At 74.8% G+C, this 21,792-nt stretch carries 17 protein-coding genes and 1 pseudogene; 13 read left to right on the top strand and 5 right to left on the bottom strand.

Annotated elements, in window-relative coordinates; genetic code table 11:
- Positions 1-108: 108 nt before the first annotated feature.
- Entirely contained in the window at positions 109-525 is a 417-nt protein-coding gene (locus IF129_RS06255) for a DUF2795 domain-containing protein (RefSeq protein ID WP_191208468.1), read from the top strand.
- On the opposite strand, the gene IF129_RS06250 is transcribed toward IF129_RS06255, so the two are convergent.
- Positions 482-1,651 (bottom strand): SDR family oxidoreductase, encoded by a 1,170-nt coding sequence (locus IF129_RS06250; protein WP_191208467.1) that lies wholly within the window; start codon positions 1,649-1,651, stop codon positions 482-484. The two genes, IF129_RS06255 and IF129_RS06250, sit on opposite strands and share 44 nt — an antisense overlap.
- 407 nt (positions 1,652-2,058) lie before the next feature.
- Here IF129_RS06250 and IF129_RS06245 point away from each other — a divergent pair, with 407 nt between their 5' ends.
- Positions 2,059-4,341, top strand: a complete 2,283-nt coding sequence (locus IF129_RS06245) for a catalase (RefSeq protein WP_191208466.1) — start codon at positions 2,059-2,061, stop codon at positions 4,339-4,341.
- 32 nt (positions 4,342-4,373) lie between these two features.
- Here IF129_RS06245 and pdxR read toward each other — a convergent pair whose 3' ends face one another.
- On the bottom strand, positions 4,374-5,891 hold the full coding sequence (gene pdxR / locus IF129_RS06240; protein WP_191208465.1) for a MocR-like pyridoxine biosynthesis transcription factor PdxR: 1,518 nt from the start codon (positions 5,889-5,891) through the stop codon (positions 4,374-4,376).
- Between the two features lie 106 nt (positions 5,892-5,997).
- Positions 5,998-8,268, bottom strand: a complete 2,271-nt coding sequence (locus IF129_RS06235) for an MMPL family transporter (RefSeq protein ID WP_191208464.1) — start codon at positions 8,266-8,268, stop codon at positions 5,998-6,000.
- A 248-nt stretch (positions 8,269-8,516) separates the two neighbouring features.
- Between IF129_RS06235 and IF129_RS06230 the strand changes: the two genes are divergently transcribed.
- Complete coding sequence (locus IF129_RS06230) at positions 8,517-9,356, top strand: AfsR/SARP family transcriptional regulator (protein ID WP_191208463.1); 840 nt, start codon at positions 8,517-8,519, stop codon at positions 9,354-9,356.
- Between the two features lie 152 nt (positions 9,357-9,508).
- On the opposite strand, the gene IF129_RS06225 is transcribed toward IF129_RS06230, so the two are convergent.
- On the bottom strand, positions 9,509-10,918 hold the full coding sequence (locus IF129_RS06225; protein WP_191208462.1) for a DUF2252 domain-containing protein: 1,410 nt from the start codon (positions 10,916-10,918) through the stop codon (positions 9,509-9,511).
- Positions 10,919-11,096: 178 nt separating this feature from the next.
- Between IF129_RS06225 and IF129_RS06220 the strand changes: the two genes are divergently transcribed.
- The 10 genes and pseudogenes from IF129_RS06220 to IF129_RS06175 all read left to right on the top strand — a co-directional run bounded on the left by IF129_RS06220 (position 11,097) and on the right by IF129_RS06175 (position 20,211).
- Positions 11,097-12,068, top strand: a complete 972-nt coding sequence (locus tag IF129_RS06220; RefSeq protein ID WP_191208461.1) for an MBL fold metallo-hydrolase — start codon at positions 11,097-11,099, stop codon at positions 12,066-12,068.
- A gap of 99 nt (positions 12,069-12,167) precedes the next feature.
- On the top strand, positions 12,168-13,688 hold the full coding sequence (locus IF129_RS06215) for an ATP-binding protein (RefSeq protein ID WP_224754482.1): 1,521 nt from the start codon (positions 12,168-12,170) through the stop codon (positions 13,686-13,688).
- A pseudogene (locus tag IF129_RS06210) lies at positions 13,685-14,108 on the top strand (roadblock/LC7 domain-containing protein); the annotation flags it as partial. The gene IF129_RS06215 and the pseudogene IF129_RS06210, both read left to right, overlap by 4 nt.
- Entirely contained in the window at positions 14,089-14,451 is a 363-nt protein-coding gene (locus tag IF129_RS06205; RefSeq protein ID WP_191208459.1) for a DUF742 domain-containing protein, read from the top strand. The pseudogene IF129_RS06210 and the gene IF129_RS06205, both read left to right, overlap by 20 nt.
- Positions 14,429-15,052, top strand: a complete 624-nt coding sequence (locus IF129_RS06200) for a GTP-binding protein (protein ID WP_191208458.1) — start codon at positions 14,429-14,431, stop codon at positions 15,050-15,052. Before IF129_RS06205 ends, IF129_RS06200 begins: the two co-directional genes overlap by 23 nt.
- A complete protein-coding gene (locus IF129_RS06195; protein WP_191208457.1) occupies positions 15,049-16,242 on the top strand; it encodes a cytochrome P450 in 1,194 nt (397 codons plus the stop codon). The genes IF129_RS06200 and IF129_RS06195 overlap by 4 nt, the downstream gene beginning before the upstream one ends.
- 245 nt (positions 16,243-16,487) lie before the next feature.
- On the top strand, positions 16,488-17,447 hold the full coding sequence (locus IF129_RS06190) for an SIS domain-containing protein (RefSeq protein ID WP_191208456.1): 960 nt from the start codon (positions 16,488-16,490) through the stop codon (positions 17,445-17,447).
- Positions 17,440-18,438: an ROK family protein gene (locus tag IF129_RS06185; protein ID WP_318153582.1), complete on the top strand. Its 999-nt coding sequence runs from the start codon at positions 17,440-17,442 to the stop codon at positions 18,436-18,438. The genes IF129_RS06190 and IF129_RS06185 overlap by 8 nt, the downstream gene beginning before the upstream one ends.
- Positions 18,435-19,376 (top strand): 1-phosphofructokinase family hexose kinase, encoded by a 942-nt coding sequence (locus IF129_RS06180; protein ID WP_191208455.1) that lies wholly within the window; start codon positions 18,435-18,437, stop codon positions 19,374-19,376. The genes IF129_RS06185 and IF129_RS06180 overlap by 4 nt, the downstream gene beginning before the upstream one ends.
- Positions 19,354-20,211: a class II fructose-bisphosphate aldolase gene (locus tag IF129_RS06175; protein WP_191208454.1), complete on the top strand. Its 858-nt coding sequence runs from the start codon at positions 19,354-19,356 to the stop codon at positions 20,209-20,211. The genes IF129_RS06180 and IF129_RS06175 overlap by 23 nt, the downstream gene beginning before the upstream one ends.
- 71 nt (positions 20,212-20,282) lie before the next feature.
- On the opposite strand, the gene IF129_RS06170 is transcribed toward IF129_RS06175, so the two are convergent.
- Positions 20,283-21,728 carry a glyceraldehyde-3-phosphate dehydrogenase gene (locus IF129_RS06170; protein ID WP_191208453.1) on the bottom strand — a complete coding sequence of 482 codons (1,446 nt, stop codon included), beginning with the start codon at positions 21,726-21,728 and terminating at the stop codon, positions 20,283-20,285.
- Between the last annotated feature and the right edge of the window lie 64 nt (positions 21,729-21,792).

Here is a 21,792-nt window from a genome sequence, read left to right as displayed (position 1 = left end):
CGGGCCGGGCCGGGGTACTCCGCGCCGTCACCACGCCGCACGGCGGACAGACGGCCCGGCCGGCACCTGACGCCGACCGGCTCGCCGCTTCCGGAGGAGAGAGGCCCGATGACCACGGAGCACGGACCAGGCAAGCGCGGGGCGATGAGGGACGACGCGGCCAAGGAGGCGCTGCGGGGAGAGCTGCGGGCCGGCCGATCCCCGCGCGCGGACGAGTCGCGCGAGGCGGAGCCCTCCGGGGAGGACCAGCCCGAGACCGACCGGGCCCCCGGCACCACCCTGACCGGCGGCACGCCCCCCGGCATGGGCGCGGACGACGTCGAGCTGCGCAACGAACTGGCGCGGCACCTGGGTATCAGCGTCTATCCCGCGGAGCGCGACGCCGTCCTGCGCACGCTCCGCGGGAACAACGCCCCGGACCGCCTCGTCGACCTCGCCGCCCGGCTCCCGGCGGGGCACACCTTCGGCAACGTCCAGGACATCATGCGCGCCCTCGGCCTCGGCACCGAGCAACGCCGGACCTGACCGGCCCGTCCCGCGACCCGCACCGGGTGCTCCGGGCCCCGCCGCGCCGATCACCACCGGCGCGGCGGGGCCCGAGGCGCTTCCTCGGGCCCGCGCCGCGCCCGCCGTCGCGCCCGCCCGGACCCGTCAACGGCTCAGGGCCCGCCCGCCCGCCGCTGCGGAGGGCCCGCCCGCCCGCCGCTGCGGCCCACAGCACCGCCGTCACGAGCGCGGCCCGGCGCACGGCCCTGCGCCGGCGACCGCGCCAGCCGCCGGACACCGCGCCCTCCCCGGCGGCCGGCTGGTACAGGTTCCCGTGTCCGGCGTGGACCGTCCGCCGCCGGGACAGGTGCCGTCGGTCGACCTGGCGGGCCATCAGCCGTTCGGCCCGGGCCGGGCGCCGACGCGCGCCGCGCACCGCGGAGCGGGCGGACGCCCCGACCACGAGCTCCCGGCGCGGCTTCGCCGCGAGGCTCACGATGGCGCGGGCCACCCGTTCGAGGCTGTGGACCGGGGGCATGGCCAGCACCTCGCGGCCCGTGTAGTTCGCGGCGTGCTGGAAGAGCGGCGTGTCGACGGTCGGGGGCAGCACGGTGCACACGTGGACGTTCGCCTCCCCCTCCAGCAGCAGCTCCTGGCGCAGGCTCGCACCGAGCGAGCGGACGGCGGCCTTGGACATGCCGTAGGCGTGGGTGTAGGGCCGGCTCACCTCGCCCACGACGGAGGAGACGTTGACCAGCGTCCCGCCGCCCTGCTCCCGCATCACCCGCAACGCCGAGCGGGCGCCGTGCACGCACCCGAGGACGTTGACGTCCAGCACCGTGCGCAGGTCCCGCAGCGGCACCTCCTGGAACGGCCCGAAGACGGAGACGGCGGCGCAGTTCACCCACACGTCGATGCGGCCGAACTCCTCCAGCGTCCGGTGCGCCAGCCACGCCACCTCCTGGTTGTCGGTCACGTCGGTGGGCACGACCAGGGTGCGCGCACCGCGCCGCCGCTCGCACTCCTCGGCCGCCGCCCGCAACGCCCGGACGCGCCGGGCGGCCAGCACGACGTCGCACCCCCTTCGGGCGAACGCCTTGGCCGTGGCCCGGCCGATGCCGCCGGACGCCCCCGTCACCACCACCACGGAACCGCGAACCCGCATGCTCGAACCTCCTTGACCCGCACGTCCACGCGGGCCCCTCGGCCCGCGGACCACGGCGGGTACCCGTGGCCGGCCGGGCCAAGCGCCCGATTCGTCCGGTCGTGGCGCTCCGCGGCGGAGCCGGAGAAATCGAGTGGTTTCCCCCCGCACGTTCGGAGTCACCCTCCGGGGGAGGTGGAACGACGCGCGTCGCTGCGGACCGTACGGCGGGAGGCACGGCGCCGCCGTCCCGCCCGGAGGTTCGGCAGTGAGCCTCACCGCCGTTGGCCCGGACGCGTCCGGGCCAACGGTGCGGTCCTGCGCGGTCCGGACCGCTTCGCCCGGGTGAGATTCCCCTCCACCCGGTTTCGGCTCCCTGGCCCCCGGTCACTTGGAGTGCCGTCGCTGTACCGAGGTGCGGAGGAACGATGGACCAGCCGAATCCCGTGAAGGCCGCTGCGGACAAGGCGGCCGAGAAGGCGCGGGCCGCCGTGCGCCAGGTCGCCGGGGACGACGAGATCCCCGGTCGGCCGGCTCCCGAGCCGCCGTCGCCGCAGGAGCCGACCCGCCCCCGCGGCCCGCTGCCGCCGAAGCCCGACCAGCGCGGGCCGAAGACCGTCAGTCCCACCGGCGAACCGACCGGCGTGGATCCGGCGGCCGTGGCCCAGCGCGGCGAACGCCTGACGACAGCCCAGGGACTGCGGCTGCCGGACACCGACCACTCGCTGAAGGCCGGACCGCGCGGCCCGGTCCTGCTCCAGGACCACCACCTGCGGGAGAAGATCACCCACTTCGACCACGAACGCATCCCCGAGCGCGTCGTCCACGCGCGGGGCGCCGCCGCCCACGGGTTCTTCCAGGGGTACGGCACGGCCGCGCACCTCACGAAGGCGGCCTTCCTCGGCAAGGGCGTGGAGACGCCGGTGTTCGTGCGCTTCTCCACCGTGCTCGGCTCGCGCGGTTCGTCCGACACCGTGCGCGACACGCGCGGATTCGCCACGAAGTTCTACACCGGCGAGGGCGTCTTCGACCTGGTGGGCAACAACATCCCGGTCTTCTTCATCCAGGACGCCATCAAGTTCCCCGACGTCATCCACGCCGGAAAGCCGCACCCGGACCGGGAGATCCCGCAGGCCCAGAGCGCCCACGACACCTTCTGGGACTTCGTCTCCCTGCACACGGAGGCCACGCACCACACGCTGTGGAACATGTCCGACCGGGGCATCCCCCGGTCCTACCGGATGATGGAGGGCTTCGGGGTCCACACCTTCCGGTTCGTGAACGCCGAGGGCGCGACGACGCTGGTGAAGTTCCACTGGAAGCCGAAGCTGGGCGTGCACTCCCTGGTGTGGGAGGAGGCCCAGCTCATCAACGGCGCGGACCCCGACTTCCACCGGCGGGACCTGGCCGACGCCATCGAGGCGGGTGCCCACCCGCAGTGGGAGCTGGGGGTGCAGGTCTTCCCCGACACCCCCGAGCAGACCTTCGAGGGCATCGACCTGCTCGACCCGACGAAGATCGTGCCCGAGGAGCTGGCGCCGGTGCAGCCGATCGGGCTGCTCACCCTCGACGCCAACCCGACCAACTACTTCGCCGAGACCGAGCAGGTCGCCTTCCACCCCGGCCACCTGGTGCCGGGCATCGACGTCACGGACGATCCGCTGCTCGCGGGCCGCCTCTTCTCCTACATCGACACCCAGATCACCCGGCTGGGCGGTCCGAACTTCGCGCAGATCCCGGTCAACCGCCCCCACGCGCCGGTCAACGACATGACCCGCGACGGGCTGCACCAGGACGCCGTCCACCGGGGGGTCGCGCCCTACCGTCCGAACTCGCTCGACGGCGGCTGCCCGTTCCTCGCCGGCCCCGAGGCCGGGGGCTACGTCGAGGTCCCGGTGCCGATCGCCGAGTCGTCGAAGGTGCGCGCGGCCCCCGCGTCCTTCAACGACCACTTCAGCCAACCGCGCCGCTTCTGGCTCAGCCTCACGCCCGTGGAGCAGGAGCACGTCATCGCCGCCTACTCCTTCGAGCTGGGCAAGTGCTACGAGAACGCCGTGAAGGAACGCGCTCTGCGCACGCTCGCCTCCATCGACCCCCGGCTGTGCGCGGAGGTCGCCAAGGGACTCGGCATGCCGGTCCCCGAACCCTCCGAGCCACCGGCGTCCGTCGAGCCGAGCCCGGCGCTCTCCCAGGTCGGCGGGGAGTGGCCGGTGACCGGACGCGTCGTCGGGATCGTCGCCGATGCGGGAAGCGACCTGGCGGGCGTGCGGGCACTGCGCCGGGCCGTGTTCGACGCGGACATGGTGCCGCTCGTCATCGCCCCCACCGGAGGGGAGCTCACCGACGGCGACGGCGACCCGATCACCGTGCAGCGCACCTTCGCGACGGCCCGCTCGGTGGAGTTCGACGCCGTCCTGCTCGCCGGGAACCCGGCACCGGGCGAGGACGCGCACGGAGCCCGCGACGCCAAGGCGGGCGACGGCGGCCGGGCCGCCACCGACCCGCGCGTCCTGCTGCTGGTCGCCGAGGCGTACCGGCACGCCAAGGCCGTCGGCGGCTGGGCCGACGGCGAGGAGGCCCTGCGGGCGGCCGGTGTCACGCCGGGCGGGCCCGGCGTGGTCACCGGCGGCGATCCGGCCGACGTCCTGTCCGAGATCACCCGGCTGCTGGCCCGGCACCGCGTCTGGGACCGCTTCCCCGCGACCGTGTGACCGGCCCGGGCCGGGACGGGCCCCGGCCCGGTTCAGGTCCCGGCCCGGTTCAGGTCCCGTACCACGCCCGCGAGCACGGCGACGCCCTCGCGGATCTCCGTCGCCGTGCACGCCGCGTAGCCGAGCACCAGCCCCGGTCCCGTCGGCCGTATCGCGTGCCACGCCAGGGGCTGCGCCTTGACGCTGCGCACCAGCGCCTCCGCCGCGACGTCCGTGTCGCGGACGCGGCCGTCGAACGTCACCAGGAGGTGCAGCCCGGCCGCCGTGCCGTGCACGACCGCGCCGGGCAGATGCGCGGCCAGCGCCTCGATCATCACGTCCCGCCGCCGCCGGTGCCGTCGGCGCAACGCCCGCAGGTGCCGTTCCAGGTCGCCCGACTCCATGAGCCGGGCGAGGACGAGCTGCGGCAGCAGGGCGTTGCCGAGGTCCGTCAACCGCTTGGCGGCGACGACGTCGTCGTGCAGGTGGCGGGGCACCAGGAGCCAGCCCACCCGCAGCGCCGGGGCCAGCAGCTTGGAGACGCTCCCCGTGTAGCAGACGTGGTCCGGAAGCAGGGAGCGCAGCGCCGCCACGGGCGGGCGGCCGTAGCGGTGCTCGGCGTCGTAGTCGTCCTCGACCACCAGCCCGCCGTCGGCGGCCCACTCCACGAGCTGCCCCCGGCGGTGCCCGCTCAGGACCACGCCGGTCGGGAACTGGTGGGCGGGTGTGACCAGGACGGCGCGCGCTCCCGACCTGCGCAGGGCGTCCACCCGCAGGCCGTCCGCGTCCACGGGCACCGGGGGCGTGGCGATGCCCCACCCGGACAACTGCTGCCGGACGCCGAGCGAACCCGGATCCTCCACCGCCACCTCGGCCGTGCCCCGGGCGCGCAGCACCCGCGCCAGCAGGGCGAGCGCCTGGGCCACACCGCCCACGACGACGATCTCCTCGGGCTCCGCCCGGACGCCCCGGTTGCGGGCCAGCCAGTCGGCGACCGCCCGGCGGAAGCGCGGGGCACCGTGCGGATCGCCGTACCCCAGCTCGGGCGCGGCGAGCCCGCCGAGCAGGGCGCGCTCGGCGCGCAGCCAGGCGGCCCGGGGGAAGGCCGCCAGGTCGGGCCGGCCCGGTGAGAGGTCGATCCGGACGGGAACGGAACGGAGGGTCTCGAAGACCTCGGGGCCGGGCGGACCCGCGAAGAGGGCGTGGGGCGAAGGCGGCCGCGGTAGGGGAGCGGGCCGGGGGTCCGCCGTCGTGGCCGGGCCGGGCACGCCGACCGGCGCGGCCACGATCACGGTGCCGTTGCGTCCGCGCCCGGCGGCGTGGCCGTCCTCGACCAGCCGCCGGTAGGCCTCCGTCACCACGCCCCGCGAGACCCGCAGCTCCCCTGCCAGCACGCGCGTGGGCGGCAGCCGCCCGCCCACCGGGAGCCGGCCGTCGCGGACCGCCTGGCGCAGCCGGGCGGCCAGCCAGTCGGCCAGTCCGCCCGGGGGCGCCTCCCCGGCGTCGAGCTGGAGGAAGTCCGCGGTGCCCGGTTCGGCCCCCTGGCCCGGGGTGTCCTTGGACCTGTCCACGGGACCATTGTGGCAGCGAGGCCGACGACTGCGAGCCGACGCCCCGCGGCCCCGCACCGCGCGTCCCGGCGGAACGCCCCCTTCACGTTCCTCACGGCCCGTGCGGTCAGCCCTTCCTGACCGTGGGCGCCTCAGCCGCCGGCGGCGCTGCCGCGACCTCCGCCGGCGCGGTCGCGGTGTGGCCGAACCGGGCGGGCAGCGCGCGCAGCGGCCGCGGGGCCCACCAGTTCGCGCCCCCGGCCAGCCGCATGAACACCGGGACCAGCACCGCGCGGATCAGGGTGGCGTCGACGAGCAGGACGACGACCATGCCCACCGCCAGCATCTTCAGGAAGACGATCCCCGAGGCGGCGTAGGTCGCGAACGACGCCGCGAGGACGACGGCCGCCGCGGTGATGAGCGGACCGGTGCGTTCCAGCCCGGTCGCCACGGCGTGGCGCGTGTCCCCGGTGGCGTCGTACTCCTCCTTGATCCGGGCCAGCATGAAGACCTCGTAGTCCATCGACAGGCCGAAGGCCGTGCAGAACATCAGGATCGGGATGCTCGGCTCGACGGTGCCGGTGGCCGTGAAGCCGAGCGGTCCCGCCAGGTTCCCCTCCTGGAACACCCACACCAGCGTGCCGAACATCACCCCCATGCTGAGGAGGTTCAGCACCATGGCCTTGACCGGCAGCAGGACACTGCCGGTCATCAGGAACAGGAGCGCGAAGGTGGTGGTCAGCACGAGCCCGAGCACCCACGGCACCCGGTCCGTCAGCTCGGCCCGGAAGTCGTCGAGTTCGGCGGGATAGCCGCCGATCCGGACGGTTTCGCCGGGCGTGGCGGCGCGGACGTCGGCGAGCAGGTCGCCCACGTCCCCGCTCAGCGCCGCGTGGCCGGGCACCACCGAGTACCAGGTCATGCGCGGAGAGGCGAAGCGCTCGGCGGAGCGGCCGGGATCGCCGATCTTCCGGCCGTCGGCGTAGGAGCCCGTCAGGGCGTCGACCTGGTACACGCCCTCGATCCGGGACAGTGCCAGGGAACGTGCCGCGATCTCCGCGCGGTTGGCCCGTGTTCCCGCCAGTTCCGGGTGGACCACCTGGAGCGCGTCCATCTCCTCGGCGGCGAAGCGGTCGCGGATGTCCTGCTGCACGAGTCGGCTGGAGGTGTGCTCGGGCAGCACCCGGTCGTCCGGGACCCCGAAGGTGAGCCCGAGGACCGGGGCGGCGACGACGAGCAGCACCGCCAGGGCCGGTACGCCGTAGAGCAGCGGGCGCCGCATCATCCGCAGCGCGGTGCGGTGCCACCAGCCGCGCGCAGGGCCGCGTGCCGCCCCGTCCCCGGCCCGCGTCACCCGGTGGCCGAGCCGGGCGAGCGCGGCGGGCAGGACCACCAGCGCGGCGAACACGGAGGTGAGCACGGTGCCGATGCCCGCGTAGGCGAAGGACCGCAGGAAGGGGAACGGGAAGAGCAGCAGGCAGGCCAGTGACACGGCGACCGTCACGCCGCTGAAGACGACCGTGCGCCCGGCGCGCGCCACGGCCGTGCCCACGGCCGCCCGCACCTCGGCCCCCACGGCCAGTTCCTCCCTGAAGCGGTTGATGACGAACAGGCTGTAGTCGACGCCCAGACCGACGCCCATGACGAGCGTGAGGTTGGCCGCGAACGTCGACACGTCCGTCACGTACGTCACGCCCCGGAGCAGGGCGAGCGTCGCCACGACGGAGAACAGGCCCATCGCCAGTGTCAGCGCGGCGGCCGACCAGCGCCGGTAGAGCACGAACAGCAGCAGCAGGACGAGCGGGAAGACGATCAGCTCGGCCCGCAGGAAGTCCGTCCGCGCCTGCTCGGCCGCCTGGCGGAAGACCTCGTCCCCGCCGCCGACCCGGACGCTGACGACATCGCCCGCCCGCGTGAAGTCGGGGGAGAGGTCGCCGAGCGCGGCACGCGCCTCGGTGACGGTCCCGCTCAGACGCGCGATGACGAGGGCCTGGCCGCCGTCCTCGGCCCGCATGGCCGGGGAACCGCCCCTGGACCAGTAGGACGCCGTCTCGGCCACGCCGTCGCGCGCGGCCAGCTCGGCCTCCAGCGCGCGTCCGGCCGCCGCGACGCGGGGGCCGTCCACCGTGCCGGTCTCGGCGGTGACCAGCAGCAGTGCGCTGGGCGTGCCGGTGCCGAACTCCTCGCGCAGCACCTCCCTCGTCCGCACCGACTCCGAAGCCGGGCTCTCGAACCGGCTGAGCACCAGCCGGTCCATCGTGCCCGCGGCGAGCGCCGCCGCCAGCACGGTCAGCAACACGCTCAGCCAGACCACGCGCCGGGGGCGGGCGGCGACGGCGTCCCCCAGGGCGCGCAGCGCGGGACCACGGCGGGGAACGGGACGGACACGCGGGGACATCGAGCCTCCTGGACGCTGCGGGACGTGGCCACCACCCTGAGCGCCGCGCCTTCTCCGACCGCTGGAACGACGGCTGGAACGACCGCTGGACCAACCGCTGGACGCCGACCCGACCGCGTCGCTCCGGGCCGTCTCGGCACATGGACTCCTCCGTGCGGAGGTTGGGACCGCGGGCCGACACGCCGTAGGCTCGCCGGGGGCCCTCGCAGCCGGGTGCGGCGGCCCGACCGGTCGGGGGAGGACCGCTGATGTCCGGAAGTCTGCTGCGGCACCGCCACACTCCGGAGCGCCGCGACGCCGACCGCGTCCACGTCACGCTCTTCGGCCCGCTGGAAGTGCGCCGAGGGGCCGGCGACGCCGTCCGGCTCGGCCCGCCCCGGCAGCGGGCCCTGCTCGCCGTGCTGCTCCTCAGGTCGACCCCGGTCGGCGCCGATCAGCTCATCGCCGCCCTCTGGGGCCAGGAACCCCCCGCCTACGCCCGCAACCTCGTGCAGAAGTACGTCAGCGGGCTGCGGAGCGCGCTGCGCGACCACGGCACGGCCATCGACTGGTCGGACTCCGGCTACCTCCTGGACCCGGGCGCGGCCCAGGTCGACGTCTACGTCTACGAGCGCCTCACCACCGAGGCGGCCTCGGCCGTCGCCGCCGGGCGGACGGCCGAGGCCGCCGCCCTCCTCGACGAGGCCCGGCAGCTGCGCACCGGGCCGCTCGCCGAAGGGCTGGAGGCGCCGCTGCTGGAACGCCAACGGGTCTTCGCGGAGGCACGCCGGCTGGCCGACAACGAACTGCGCACGGAGATCGCCCTGGAACTGGGCGAGCACCGCGAAGTCGTGCCGTACCTGCGGTGCCTGCTGCACGAGCACCCACTGCACGAGCGCCTGGTGTGGCTGCTCATGACGGCGCTGTACCGCTCCGACCGCTCCGGTGAGGCGCTCGCCGTCTATCGGGAGCTCCGTCGCCGCACCGGGGACGAGCTCGGTGGCGAACCCGGCCCGGCACTTCGGGAGCTGCACGTGCGGGTGTTGCGGCAGGACCCGGAACTGCTGACCATGCGCGTCTTGGCCGCGCGCCGCCACGTGCGGGTGTGAGGCGCGCGGGTTTCTGGCTCACTTTCCGTGCGGCGTGCACCGTGAGTGATCACTGACGCTCGGATAGCCGCTGGAACGTCACCCGAGACCAGTCACCGGTGACCTCGGTACGACCCTGCGGCTGAAGGTACTGCTGCTCCCCCCCCGGGGCCTCACACCCCCAGTTCGGCCGCCAGCCGGCCGCTCTTGATCGCCGCCACCAGGTCGGCGTGGTCGGCCTCCGTGCGGTTCGCGTAGGCCACGGCGAAGGCGGTCACGGCCTCGTCCAGCTCCTCGTTCTTTCCGCAGTAGCCGGCCAGCAGCCGGGGGTCGGCGCTGTGGGCGTGGGCGCGGGCCAGCAGGGCGCCGGTCATCCGCCCGTAGTCGTCGAGCTGGTCGGCGGTCAGGGCCGCCGGGTCGACGCTGCCCTTGCGGTTGCGGAACTGCCGCACCTGGAAGGGGCGTCCGTCGACCGTCGTCCAGCCCAGGAGGATGTCGCTGACGACCTGCATCCGCCGCTGCCCCGCCACCACCCGGCGCCCCTCGTGGTCCACCTCCGGCACGGCGAACCCCGCGTGCGCCAGATGCGGCACCAGGGCCGAGGGGCGGGCCTCCTTCACCTGGAGGACCAGGGGCTCACCCCGGTGGTCGAGCAGCAGCACCACGTAGGACCGCGTGCCCACGCTTCCCGTGCCCACCACCCGGAACGCCACGTCGTGGACGCGGTGCCGGGCGAGCAGCGGCAGGAACTCCTCGGCGACGGTCTCCAGGTACGCGCCCAGTGCCGTCGTGACGGCGGCCGCCTCCGCGTCCGGCACCCGCCGCAGCACCGGAGGGGCGTCCACGAACCGCCGCCCGCCGCCCGGGTCCTCCTCGGTGGACCGTGCGGCGAACCGGGCGCTGGTGTTCCGGCGCGCCTTGCCGGCCACCCGTTCCAGGGTGCCGAGCAGGTCCCGGGCGTCGGTGTGCGAGACGAGTTCCTCGTCGGCGATCGCGTTCCACGCCTCCAGCGCGGGCAGTTTGGCGAGGAGCCGCATGGTCCGCCGGTACGCGCCCACGGCGTCGAAGGCCGCCGCCCGGCAGGCGTCCTGATCGACGCCGCCGGCCCCGCCCGCGAGCACGAGCGAGGTGGCCAGCCGCTTGACGTCCCACTCCCAGGGGCCGACGACGGTCTCGTCGAAGTCGTTGAGGTCGATGACGAGGCCGCCCCGTGCGTCGGCGTAGAGGCCGAAGTTCGCCGCGTGCGCGTCCCCGCAGAGCTGTGCGGCCACGCCGGTCACCGGTGTGGCCGCGAGGTCGTGCGCCATGAGCCCCGCGGAGCCCCTCAGGAACGCGAAGGGGGACGCCGCCATGCGTCCGACCCGGATCGGCGCCAGCTCCGGCACGCGGCCCCGGCTCGACTCCTCGACCGCCCGCACCGCGTCCGGCCGCGCGCCGTCGAGCACACGGGCCCCGACCGTTCCGTGGGCGGCGCGGGGCACGCGCTCGCGCAGCGCCTTGCCCGCCTCCTTGGGCGACGGCCCCGCCCCGGCACGCCCCGCGAAGCCCTCCACCGCCGGAATCCGCCCGCCGAAAGCCGTCATCCCGGCCACCCCCTGTTGCCCCTGTACGCCCTGTGCATGTGTGCGGCTCCGACCGTACCGTCCGTGTCCGGCCGGGTGAAGCGGCCGGGAGCGGCCGTCCGTGGCGCCGACCGTCGATCTGAGACTGGTTGGCGGCTCCGTATCCTCAACTGATCACAAGGAGGCCATAATTGCCCGCATGACGACTTCCGCAGCTCATCTGGAGCGACTCGACGACGCGCTGTACGCCTGGCTCCCGCCCCGGCGGGGGTGGGGGCTGGCCAACTGCGGGCTGCTCGTCGGTGACGACACCGCGCTGTGGATCGACACGCCCTACGACCGGACCCGGGCGGCCGAGTTCCTCGCCGCGAGTCGCGACCTGCTGCCGCCCGGGGCCGACGTCGACCGCGTCGTCGTCACCCACGCCAACGGCGACCACTTCTGGGGTGCGGGCATCGTCCCGGACGCCGAGCTGATCGCCACCCGTGAAGCCCTGGAGCACACCCACTTCGAGCCCGACCCGCGGCAGCAGCACGCCCTCGTGCGGGACAGCGACCCCGCCACACCGCTGGGCGCCTACCTCAAGGCGCACTTCGGTGTCTTCGACTGGTCCGACACCGATCCCGTGCGGCCCACCACCCTGTTCCGGGGCGAGCTGGAGTTCCGCGTCGGCCCGCACGAGGTGCGACTGACGGCGCTGCCGCCCGCCCACACGACCGGCGACCTCATGGTCCACCTGCCGGGGCAGGGAACCGTCTTCTGCGGAGACGTCGTCTTCGCCTCCACGGACCGGCGGCCGGGCGACCACGCGGTGCACTGGGCCGGACCGCTCAGCAGCGTCGTCGACGCCTGCGAACGCGTCCTGGCCACCGGTGCCGAGACGGTCGTGCCCGGCCACGGACCGGTGCTGGACCGGGCCGGTGTGCGCGACCACATCGGCTACCTCGAGTACGTGCGCGAGCGGGCCCACGCCTTCCACAAGGAGGGGGTCCCGGCGCTCGAGGCCGCCCGCCGGGTCGTGGCCGAGAACCGATTCCCCGAACTGGCCCTGCCCGAACGTCTGGTCATCACCATCGGTACCGAATACCGTCACCTCGGTCCGGCCGAAACGCCCAACGTCCTCGACCTGTTCGGTGAGGTCGCGGCGCTCGCCGCGGAGCTGGAGACCTGACCGGGACCGCGGCCCGGGAAGCGCGGGAGAACCCCGACCCGGACCGAAGGAACAGCACGGACAGCACGGCCCCCGCAGGGCCGGTTCAAGGAAGTGTTCATGACTGAGATCGCGCTGGCCACGGCGTCGGCCGTCGCCCTGGCCGCCGTCCTCGCCGCCCTCGGCCTGGCCCGGGCGCGGCAGCACGCGCTCCGGCGGGCGGCGGCGGCGGAGGCGTCGGCCGCGCGGCACGCCGCGCAACTGGCCGAACAGGAGCACCGGTTCGCCGGTCGGCAGGCCGCTCTGACGCGTGCGGAGGAACGGGCCGCCGCCGCCGAGCGGACGAGCCGGGAGCTCACGGAGGAGCTGGGGCACCTGGCCGCCGAACGTGTACCGGCCGCCGCGCTCGCCCTGGTCCACCCCGACCTCGCGCCGCCCGGCCCCCTGCACCGCGACCGGCTCGGTGCGGAGGCGGGCCGGGCCATGGAGGCCGTGCTGACCGCCTGCACCACGGCCGTCCTCGACGAGCGCGCCCGGGTGGACGCGGCGGCGCGGGCGTCCATGCGCGGCGCCACCGCGAAGGTGCAGACCCTGCTGCACCAGGCGCAGAACCTCCTGACGCGGCTCCAGCACGAGCACGACGACCCCCGGCTGCTGGAGCTGGACTTCCGCAACGAACTCGCCCTGCGCCGCATCCAGGCGACCGCCGTGCTGTGCGAGGCGTGGCCCGGCCTCGCGCGGACCGACTCCCCCCTCGTCGAGACGCTGCTCGGCGCCCAGTCCCGGGTTCCGGGGTACGGGCGCGTCAAGATCGCCAACCATCTGCGGGAGCAGCGGCTCGCGGTCGCCGCCCGCGCCGCCGAACCCCTCGTCATCACCTTCGCCGAGCTCCTCGCCAACGCGACGGCCTACTCCCACCCCGAGACGGAGATCCCCGTGACCGTCCAGCAGGGCGGACAGGGCGCGGTGGTGGTCATCGACGACGCGGGCATCGGCATCGACACCGACCAGCTCGACCGGGCCCGCCGCCTGCTCGACGGCCCCTCCGGGGTCCTGCTCACGGAGCTGGGCAACCCACCGCAGACCGGCTTCGCCGTCATCGGCAAGCTGGCCCGGCAGTACGGCTTCGCCTGCCACGTCGAGCCCTCGCCCTACGGCGGGGTCCGGGCCATCGTCCGCGTGCCCGACCATCTGCTCACCCTGGTGGACACCGAGCACGACCTCTCCGTCCTCACGCCCGAGCCCGTGCGGCCCGCCCCCGTCCGGCGGACCCCCGACCCCGGGGACGGCCCCGAGGACGCGCCGGCCACCGCGCCGGCCGAGCCGGCGAGGGCTTCCGGGCCGGGCGCCGAGGCGCCGCCCGAGGCGCCGTCGGCGGACCCCTCCGCCCCCCTGCCCACGCGTCGACGCCGTTCGCCCCGCCCCGCCGTCGCCTCCGGGCAGGTCGGGACGGGGGCCGAGGGCACCGTACCCGCCGCCCGTACCCCCGAACAGGCGGCGGCCCGTTGGGCGGCGCTCCAGGAGGGCACGGCGGACGGCCGCAGCGCCGCCGGTACGGGCGCCGAGGCCACGGAGGACACCGGTGCGGCCCCCGGCGCCGCACCGATCAGGCACAGCCACGAAGGAGACGACGAGCGTTGAGCGCGACCGGCGAGATCAGAGAAGACCTGTCCTGGGTGCTGGAGCCGCTCCTGGAACTGCCCGGAGTCCTGCACGCCGTGATCGCGACCGGTGACGGCCTGGTGGAGGGCGCGTCCGCCTCACTGGACCGTGCGGCCGGTGAGCGCGTCGCCGCCATGGGAGCCACCCTCCACGCGGCCGCCCGCGCGTTCACCACCGCCTTCACCGGGCAGGAGGCACCGCGGCTGGCGCAGACGGTGGTGGAGTCGGAGCACGGTTTCGCCATCATCGTCCCGGCGGGCCGCAACACGTCGCTGGCCGTGTACGCCGGCCCGGAGGCCCAGTTGGGCAACATCGCCTACCACATGCAGGTCCAGGTGGCGGCGATGGCCAGGGCGCTCGGCGCACCGGCCCGGGAGCGGTGAAGCCGCCGCCCGGCCGTCGGCTGGTCCCCGCCTACCTGGTGACCGGCGGCCGGGCCGCGCCGGCCGACCGCCGGGCGGCGGGGTACGACCGGCTGGCGATCCTCACCCGGTCCGACAGCACGCCGTCGGACCGGTTCGGCCAGGAGCACCACCGGCTGTGGCGGCTGCTGCGACCGGGGCCGCTGACCCTGGTCGAGTGCGCCGCGCACCTGCGGCTTCCCGTGAGCGCGGCCGTCTTCCTGGCGGCCGACCTCGTCGAGTCGGGCCACCTGCACATCCGTCCCCCCGTTCCGCCCGCGCAGCGCATCGACCGCACGCTCGTCGAGAGGCTCCTCGTTGGACTCCGCGCCCTCCACTGACCGCATCGGCTACCTGCCCGACCGGGACCAGACGCTGATGAAGATCGTCGTCACCGGTCCCTTCGCGGTGGGCAAGACGACGTTCATCCGCACCCTGTCGGAGATCCCCACGCTGCACACCGAGGAGGTGATGACGCAGGCGAGCGCCCCGCACGACGACCTCGTCGGCGTCCCGGGCAAGACCACCACCACGGTGGCCACCGACTTCGGCCGGCTCACCCTCGCCGACGACCTGGTCCTCTACCTGTTCGGCACCCCCGGCCAGCACCGCTTCCTGCCGCTGTGGCAGGACATCGCGCGCGGTGCCCTCGGCGCCCTCGTGCTGGCCGACACCCGTCGCCTGGACCACTCGTTCGAGGTGATGGACCTGGTGGAGGAGCAGGGTCTGCCGTACGTCGTGGCGGTGAACACCTTCCCCGAGTCCCCCCACCACCCCGACGAGGTGCTGCGCAAACACCTGGACCTGCACCCGGGCACCCCCCTCCTCCAACTCGACGCCCGGGAGCGGTCCGGATGCGCGCGGGCCCTGGTCGCCCTCAGTGAACACGTCCTGGCGCGCCTGCCCGAGGACGACCGGACCGCCCCGGAGGACCGACCGTGACCACGGAGACCGCACCGCTCGCCCTCTACGGGCCCGCCTTCGCCGCCGACCCGCACGGCCACTACGCGCGGCTGCGGGCCCAAGGGCCCCTCGCGCGCGTCGCGCTGAGCCCCGGGGTCGAGGCGACCCTCGTGGTGGACTACCAGACGGCACTGGACCTGCTGCGCGACGAGCACCGCTTCACCCGTGACCCGCGCCGCTGGCAGTCGACGCTGCCTGCGGACTCGCCCATCCTGCCCATGCTCGGCTACCGCCCGACCGCCCTGTTCAGCGACGGCGAGGTCCACACGCGCTACCGCCGTGCCATCAACGACACCCTGGCGTTCATCCAGCCGCACGTGTTGCAGTCCCAGGTCACCGAGGTGGCCCGGCAGCTCGTCGCACGCTTCGCCGCCACCGGGACCGCCGACCTCATCCACGGCTACGCCCGGCAGCTGCCACTGCACGTGTTCAACACGTGGTTCGGTGTGCCGCCCGAGGACAGCGAACGCCTGGTGGCCGGCATGGCGGGGATGCTGGAGTCACGGGAACAGGCCGCCGCGGCCTACGCCGACCTCGTCGCCGTCGTCACCGACCTGGTGGCCGACCGCCGTGCCGCCCCGCGCAGGGATCTGACCTCGTACTTCCTGCGGCACCGCGCCGACCTGGACAACGACGAGACGGTCCGCCAGATCACGCTCACCATGAGCGCGGGGCACGAACCGACCACGAACCTCATCGGCAACGCCCTGTTCCACCTGCTGAGCAGCCCGCAGGCCGCCGGTTCCGTTCTGGGCGGCGCGACGACGGCGCGCGAGGCGATCGACGACGTCCTGTGGAGCGATCCCCCGCTCAGTTCCTTCTCGGCCCACTACCCCCGCCACGACCTGGAGTTCCACGGCCACCTGCTGCGGGCCGACGAGCCCGTGCTGGTCTCGTACGCGGCGGCCAACGCCGAGGCCGCTCCCGGCGCCGGCGAGCGCGACGTCCGGTCGGGCCAGAGTGCCCACCTGGCCTGGGGCGCGGGTCCGCACCGCTGCCCCGCGCGGCAGCCGGCCCTGCTCATCGCCATGACGGCCGTCGAGCAGCTCACCGGCCAGCTGTGCGACATGGAGCTGGCGGTGCCCGGCGACGAGCTGATCTGGCGCCCGGGCCCCTTCCACCGGGCCCTGACCCACCTTCCGGTCCGCTTCACGCCGCTCGCCGTCTGACCGTCCCGGGGCGTTCGACGCGGGGCCGTGTCGTGCCGCGCGGCGGCCTCGGCATGCCCGGACGCCGTCCGGGGGCCCGCACCACGCCTGCGCGTCGACGGGGCGCAGACCGGTTCCTTCCACTGGCGTGCTCGGTTATGCTCGAAACAAGCTAGCTTCGAGCAGAAACAATCGATGAACGTGCGTCGGGCTGCTCCCGCAGACACGACAGCGGAACGAACCGGCCTCCCAAGGAGTCTCCCCGTATGACCATCGCAGCCTCCTCCCGCACGGCAGAAGAGATCGCCTCCCAGCCCGGCACCTGGCGCCGGGCCGCAGCCCTCGCACCCCGGTGCGCCGACGTGCTGCCCCGCAGGGGCGAGCGGGTGGCGGTCGTCGGCTGCGGCACCTCCTGGTTCATGGCCCAGTCCTACGCCGCGCTGCGCGAACAGGGCGGGCACGGGGAGACGGACGCCTTCGCCGCCTCCGAGTTCCCCCACGGTCGGAAGTACGACCGCGTCCTCGCCCTCACCCGCTCCGGCACCACCACCGAGGTGCTGGACCTCCTCGCCCGTCTGCGGGGCGGCACGCCGACCGGCGCCGTCACCGCCGATCCGGCGACGCCGGTGCGGCGGGCCGCCGACGCCGTCGCCGTGCTGGACTTCGCCGACGAGGAGTCGGTCGTGCAGACCCGGTTCGCCACCTCCGCCCTCGCCCTGCTCCGTGCCCACCTGGAGGTCGAGGACGCCCTGCCCGCCGGGGTGCGCCCGCTCGACCGCGCGGCGCGGGACGCCGAGCGGGCGCTCGCCGACCCGCTCGACGGCCTCCCGGCCGGCGGCACCGGCCTGGAGCAGGTCACCTTCCTGGGGACGGGCTGGACCTACGGGCTCGCCCTGGAGGCCGCGCTCAAGATGCGCGAGGCCGCGGGGGAGTGGACCGAGGCGTACCCGGCGATGGAGTACCGGCACGGCCCCGTGAGCATCACCGCCCCCGGCCGCGCCGTGTGGACGTTCGGCCCCCTGCCCGGCGGCCTCGCCGACGACGTCCGAGGTGTCGGGGGCACCCTGGTGGCGGCCTCCGGCGACGGCCCGGAGGACCTCGACCCCCTCGCCGACCTCGTCCGCGCGCAGCGTCTCGCCGTCGCCTGCGCGGTCGCCCGGGGCCAGGACCCCGACCGCCCCCGCAACCTGACGCGCTCGGTCGTGCTCGGGCCCGGCCGTGGCTGAGCCGCCGAGCGCCCGGGCCCTGCCCGGCGACTGCGTCATCGCCCTCGACGTCGGCGGCACCGGCATGAAGGGCGTCCTGCTGGACCGGGCACTGGTGCCGCTGGCCACCGTGCGCAGGTCCACCCCCCGGCGGCAGGGCCCCGACGCCGTCGTCGACGCGGTCGCCGCCACCCTCCGCGAACTGGACGTCCTGGCGCGCTCCGCCGCGCGGACGGTCCGCCACGCCGGGGTGGTCGTGCCGGGGATCGTGGACGAACCGGCCGGCCGTGCCCTGCGCGCCGTCAACCTCGGCTGGCGCGACGTGCCGCTGGCCGCGGTGCTGACGCGGCGGACCGGGCTGCCCGTCATCCTCGGCCACGACGTCCGGGCCGCCGGGACGGCCGAGGCCCTCGTCGGCGCGGCCCGGGGCGCACGGGAGGTCCTGTGCGTCGCGGTGGGCACGGGCGTCGCGGCCGCCGTGATCTGCGACGGCCGCCCCCTGACGGGTGCGGGTCTCGCCGGGGAGCTGGGCCATCTCGTCGTCGCTCCGGACGGCGACCCGTGCGCCTGCGGGGGCCGCGGATGCCTGGAGACGGTCGCCTCGGCCGCCGCCGTCGAGGCCGCGTACGCCGCCCGCGCCGGGCGGGCCCCGGCGGGGGCGGCCGAGGTGGCGGCACGGGTGGCCGGCGGCGACCCGGTCGCCCGCGCCGTGTGGGAGCGCGCGGCGGACGGGCTCGCCACGGCACTGGCCGCCGCGACCACGCTGCTCGGCACCGAACTGGTCGTCCTCGGCGGCGGACTCGCCGAGTCCGGAGAACTCCTGCTGGCCCCCGTACGGGAGGGGCTCGCGCGCCGGCTCACCTTCCAGCGCGTGCCGCGGGTCGTCCGCGCCGAGCTGGGCGAGGCCGCCGGACGCGTCGGTGCGGGCATCGCCGCGTGGCGGGCCGCCGACGGCGTGCCCCTCGCGCCCGTCCCGCTCGGCCGCGGGCCGGTGGGGGTGGCGTCGCGGTGATCCTCACGGTCACGCTCAACGCGGCACTCGACGTCACCTACCTCGTCGACCGGCTCCGCCCCCACACCTCGCACCGGGTGGACACCACCCACCGCAGGGCCGGGGGGAAGGGCGTGAACGTCTCCCGCGTCCTGGCGGCCCTGGGACGGGAGACGGTCGTCACCGGACTGGTCGGCGGACCGACCGGCGACCTCCTCCGCGCGGATCTGGCCACGGCCGGGCTGCGGGACGAACTCCTCACCGTGGCGGGGGAGTCCCGGCGCACCCTCACCGTGGTGTCGCGGGAGGACGGCGACGCCACCGTCTTCAACCAGCCGGGCCCGCCGGTCGCACCGCGGGAGTGGGCGGCCTTCCGCGCCCACTTCACGCGCCTGGCCGGGCACGCCGAGGTCGTGGTGCTGTCCGGCAGCGTCCCGCCGGGGCTTCCGGCGGACGTCTACGGACGGCTGCTGAGTACGGCCCGTGCGGCCGGTGTCCCCACCGTGCTGGACACCGGCGGGACCGCCCTGCGGGCGGCGCTGCCCGCCCGGCCCGACGTGGTCAAGCCCAACGCCGCCGAACTCGCCGCCGCCACCGGCACTCCCGCCACCGACACGGCCGCCGCGGTGGACACGCTGCGCGCGGCGGGCGCGCGGTCCGTCGTGGCCTCCCTCGGGCCCGCCGGTCTGCGCGCCCACACCCCGGACGGCGCCTGGCGCGCCGTCCCGCCCGAGCACCTCGGCGGCAATCCGACGGGCGCCGGTGACGCCTGCGTCGCGGCCCTGGCCGCCGGTCTCGCGGACGGGCGGCCGTGGCCGGACGTGCTGCGGGACGCCGTCGCCCTGTCCGCCGCCGCCGTCGTGTGCCCCGTGGCCGGGGACGTCGACACCACCACCTACCGCCGTCTGCGGACGGCCGTACGCCTGGAGGACCTCCATGCCCCTGACACCCACCGGTGACCTCGTCCGTTCCGCCGCCGAGGAGGGGGCGGGCGTCGGGGCGTTCAACGTCGTGCAGATCGAGCACGCCGAAGCCATCGTCGCGGGCGCCGAGGCGGCGGGCCGCCCGGTGGTCCTGCAACTGAGCGAGAACACCGTCCGCTACCACGGGGCGCTGGAACCGCTGGGCGGTGCGACGCTGGCCATCGCCGCCGCCTGCGACGTGCCGGCCGCCGTCCACCTCGACCACGCCGAGTCGCCCGAACTCGTACGGGCGGCCGTCGAGCTGGGCTTCACGTCCGTGATGTTCGACGCGGCGAAGCTGCCCTACGCCGCCAACGTGGCGGCGACCCGCGAGATCACGGCGCACTGCCACGGCCGGGACGTGTGGGTGGAGGCGGAGCTCGGCGAGATCGGCGGCAAGGACGGCGCGCACGCTCCGGGCGTGCGGACCGACCCCGGCGAGGCGGAGGCGTTCGTCCACGCGACCGGTGTGGACGCCCTGGCCGTCGCCGTGGGCAGCTCGCACGCGATGCTCACCCGCGACGCCGTACTCGACTTCGCCCTCATCGCCCGCCTCGGTGAGGCCGTTCCCGTGCCGCTGGTCCTGCACGGCTCCTCGGGCGTGCCGGACGACGACCTCAGGAAGGCCGTCGCGACCGGGATGCGCAAGGTGAACATCTCCACCCACCTCAACAAGACGTTCACCCGGGCCGTGCGCGCGCACCTCCAGGAGCACCCCGCCGTCGCCGACCCGCGCCGGTACCTCGGCCCGGCCCGGGACGCCGTCGCGGCCGAGGTGGCCCGGCTGCTGGCCGTACTCGCCGACCCGGCCCGCGTCCCGGCCGTGTCCTGACGCCGCCGGGCGCCCCCGGACGTGCCGGCGCTCCGTCGCGGAACGCCGGCGGTCCGGGGGGGGGGGCGCGGTCAGGTCGCCGGGGCCGGGTAGGTGGGGTACTCCACGCCGGAGACGTGCTGGACGACGCGGACGACCTGGCACGAGTAGCCGAACTCGTTGTCGTACCACAGGTAGAGGATGGCGTTGTCGCCCTCCACCTTCGTGGCCCCCGCGTCGACGATCGAGGCGTTGCGCGAGCCGATGAAGTCGCTGGAGACCGCGTCCGGTGCGCTGATGAAGTCGATCTGGCGCTTGAGGGGCGAGGTCAGGGACACGTTGCGGAGGTAGTCGAGCACCTCGTCGCGGGAGGTCTCCCGGGCGAGCTGGAGGTTCAGGATCGCGATCGAGACGTCCGGCACCGGCACGCGGATGGAGCTGCCGGTGATCTTCGCGTCGAGGTCGGGCAGTGCCTTGGCCACGGCGGAGGCCGCACCGGTCTCGGTGATGACCATGTTGAGCGGCGCGGACCGGCCCCGGCGGTCGGAGTTGTGGTAGTTGTCCAGCAGGTTCTGGTCGTTGGTGAACGAGTGGACGGTCTCCACGTGGCCGCGCAGCACGCCGTACTCGTCGGCCATCGCCTTCAGCGGCGGAACGATCGCGTTCGTCGTGCAGGACGCGCAGGACAGGATCTGCTCGTCCGGCTTGATCATGTCGTGGTTGACGCCGTGCACGATGTTGGGGACGTCGCCCTTGCCCGGCGCGGTGAGCACCACCTTGGCGATGCCGGGGCGCAGGTGCTGGGAGAGGCCCGCGCGGTCGCGCCACCGGCCGGTGTTGTCGATGAGGATCGCGTCCTTGATCCCGTAGGCGGTGTAGTCCACCGAGGTCGGGTCGTCGGAGTAGATCACCCTGATCTCGTTGCCGTTGGCGACGATGGTGCTGTTCGCCTCGTCCACGGTGATCGTGCCCTGGAACTGGCCGTGGATGGAGTCGCGGCGCAGCAGCGAGGCGCGCTTGACGAGGTCCTGTCCGGCGCCCTTGCGGACGACGATGGCGCGCAGGCGCAGGCCGTTGCCGGAGCCCGCCTTCTCGATCAGCAACCGGGTGAGCAGGCGGCCGATGCGGCCGAAGCCGTAGAGGACGACGTCGCGCGGTTCGGGACGCTCGATCTTGCCCTCGCCCGTGGCGCCCGCGACGGCCTCGGTGGTGAACTCCTCGACCGACAGCCCCCGGTCGTCGCTCTTGTACAGCGCGGCCAGCATGCCGATGTCGATCTGGGACGGACCGAGGTCGAGGGTGGCCAGGGTCTGGAGGAAGGGCAGCGTCTGGGTGACCGACAGCTCCTCACCCGCGATCTGCCGGGCGAAGCGATGGGTCTTGAGGATGCTCACGACGGACTTGTTCACCAGGGAACGGCTGTGCAGCAGGATCGTGACGTCCCGCTCCCGGTGCAGCCTCCCGATGATCGGAATCATCGATTCCGCGATCTCTTCGCGGTGCTTCCAGTTGGTGAACGAGTCCACGGTGACAGTCACAGATCCATCTTTCGAGCTAGGCGGTGCTCACATGTTAACCGGCCATCATGATGATCGTTCATTC

It is taken from the genome of Streptomyces chumphonensis, from assembly GCF_014779715.1.
Lineage (GTDB): Bacteria > Actinomycetota > Actinomycetes > Streptomycetales > Streptomycetaceae > Streptomyces > Streptomyces chumphonensis.
This window is presented reverse-complemented; position numbering and strand designations above follow the sequence as displayed.